We start from the raw sequence: 2,686 nt of genomic DNA, 5'->3' as shown, positions 1-2,686 counted from the left end.
ACAACCTTCGGCAGGATAAAATCTCTATTTAATTAGTGTTTGGTTGAGAAGAAAATTTAAGTTATGCCCGGCGTGAGAATATCCAATATCCTACAAAACAACAAATCGACTTATTGTCACAAATTCTGGAGTCAGCACTCGAACGAAGTAGAGTCCCGGTTGAAGACCATTGAGAAAAAGGCTTTGTTGACCCCGATTGTAATTTCTGCTTGATCTGTTGAGAACCCTGCCGGAAATGTCGTAAACACTGAAATCTGTTCTGGAATCCACAGGGATGGTGAAGATGATTTCTACACTTCCAAAGGAAGGGTTGGGAGATACAGACAGCCCTGACACCACCGAGCCAGCACCTGAATCAGGCGACTCAATTTGCTGGAAGTCATCCAGTCTATGAATTCCACCTCCATAAGTCGAGGTAAGTAAGGCAGATCCACAGAGAGCCATTGGAGAGTTACCGTATACATTGTCTACAGGAAGATTACCGGTAATGTTTTCCCAGGTATTTCCAAGATCGGGAGTTTGCCATACTCCACCATGCATTACAAATGTTGTATCAACCTCCGCACCATTCAGCCCTGCGTATAAAACATCACCGACGAAAAGAAGATCAGCCACATTGACCGGCTTCTCCCAGTTGCCCGAGATGTCTTCAATGGAAGTAGCTGTTACCCGGAAGATCTCTCCGGTTTCGGTTCCGGTGAACAAGTTACCCTCATTCCATTCAAGGGACATCAGGTTATAAGACGACAAACCCCTGAGGATCCATGATTGCCCCTGATCAGTACTGATATAGAGACCCTGAGTTGAGGCTGCGTAAAAAGTATCCGATTGCGTTACATGCAGTAACCGGGGACAGACCTCCTGCAGTACAAGCTCGAAACTCCCCCCACTGTCAGTACTCCGGTAAACACCCAGTGTAGACTGCTCAATATCCCACTCGGAAAGCAGAAGAACCGATGGATCGTCGTCATTCACTGCCAGATCGAAAACGATCTTATCTCCCTCTCTGATGACTTGCCAGGTAGAGAAACCGTCATCTGATCTGTACGCGCCTTTGCGGAAAGTACCGCAGTACATAATATCGGAACTACCTGGACTGAAGTGGACAAAAAGGCAGTGAGCTTCAGGCCCCAGCCTGCTCCATGTTTGACCTCCGTCAGTGGTTCTGGAAAGAGAAGGTAAATTCATAATCTGCGTGTAACTACCCAGATTGGCGGCGAATATGCGATCCGGATCCGATGAATCAACTGCCAGACCACAGAAATAACCCGACTGAGGAGACGATGGTAATTCAGACCAGCTCTGTGCGGCGTTCTCAGATACATAGATCGGACTGTTGGCAAACGCGCCACAGTATATAAAATCTTCTTCGGCGGTAGCTCCCATTATCATCAAGTCATTGGGAAGGGGCGGTGACACCACATCAACCCATTCTCCGGAGGAGGCTGTGTATTTAATGAATCCGGGAAAGTCACAGGCATAAATTTCCATATCGGGAGACACACGGGCTATGGACAAATCTGCGGTGTAGTAAGAGGAATAGCTAAATTCAAAACTTGCTCCGTAATCCTGGCTGAGATAGATGCCGTAGGGATTGACTGCTGCAACCACCACATTGGCCATACTCTCCAGCTGCCAGACATATCCATCGGTCGGAATACTCGATACCTGTGTCCAGGTGGTTCCGTCCAAGGATCGGTACAGACCCTGCTCCGCCAGTCCGGCAAGCAGAGATCCATCATCACATCTGCAGATAGCAAGAGCTGTAAATCCCTGCAGACCACCTGCTGCCCATGTGAGACCTCCATTAACCGATTTGTATATCCCGTCACCCGGCTTCGGCGGGTCTCCATACCTGTCCAGCCCGGTGCTGATATAAAGCGAATCCCCATCCGGTGAAGCAATAACCAGCCTGGACACCATTCTGGAAGCCTGCGTTGCAAGACCTTCAGTGATCTGCTGCCAGTTCTGACCACCATCTTCGGATTTCAGAATACCGTATCTTCCGTATGGATCGCAGATATAAACCATGTCAGGATTAGAGGGATCCAGCTCGATGTGCCATGCCGTCATGTCCGGCCAATCCGCAGTCATAAGATTCCATGTCTGTCCCCCGTCAGTGGTTTTCCATAAACCCCCGGAGTCGTCACTCCCAGCATAAATCACCTGTGGATCCTGTGGATGAACAATAAAATCCTTGAAGTACCCCCCCTGCGGTCCCATCTGTTCCCAGTGGTACGGAAATGCGTAGACCGGCAACACCAATACAAGCAGGCATGCAACTTGGTATACAGAAACCCTTTGACTGTTCATATTCCCTGTTCCTTTTAAGCTAACTTCTATTATATGACATGGGGATTTCAATTGGCAAACACGCCGAAGGTCTGCCGTCATTTTCTGAAGATTCAGCGATTTCCGAGAATTTAGTAAACTGGCGGAGAATTTTGAAGCGGATGATAACCTATTTCGTCCCGGAATATCATCAGAATGAGTAATTTTCAGAAATTTCGATTGAAAGCTCGACCGCAGCGAACCGCTGAGGTTCTGCCGACTGTGGTGCGCTGCTTCACACCTCCGCTCCGATTCTGTCGGTCGCCCCACACATCACGGTTGCTTCTTAAGTCTCTCCGGGTCTGCATTTCCAAAAGCATCTTGGAGCACCTGGAACTGAGTGCTATCCGAGCCG

Annotated in this window: 2 protein-coding genes; both read right to left on the bottom strand. The window is 48.7% G+C overall.

What is annotated here, in order from left to right; translation table 11 throughout:
* Window positions 1-90 precede the first annotated feature (90 nt).
* Window positions 91-2,313, bottom strand: coding sequence for a T9SS type A sorting domain-containing protein (locus K8R76_08445; protein MCD4848205.1), 2,223 nt, complete (start codon window positions 2,311-2,313; stop codon window positions 91-93).
* Window positions 2,314-2,498: 185 nt separating this feature from the next.
* Window positions 2,499-2,686 (bottom strand): hypothetical protein (locus K8R76_08440; GenBank protein ID MCD4848204.1); only part of this gene is annotated, 188 nt, incomplete at its 5' end.

It is taken from the genome of Candidatus Aegiribacteria sp., from assembly GCA_021108435.1.
Classification (GTDB): domain Bacteria; phylum Fermentibacterota; class Fermentibacteria; order Fermentibacterales; family JCC-6; genus Aegiribacteria.
Note: the sequence above shows the minus strand (reverse complement) of the source record. Positions and strands in the feature narration are given on the sequence as shown.

Excerpts from the sequence above, each read along its gene's own strand:
- K8R76_08445 (MCD4848205.1), bottom strand. The coding sequence starts at position 2,313 with ATGAACAGTCAAAGGGTTTCTGTATACCAAGTTGCATGCCTGCTTGTA.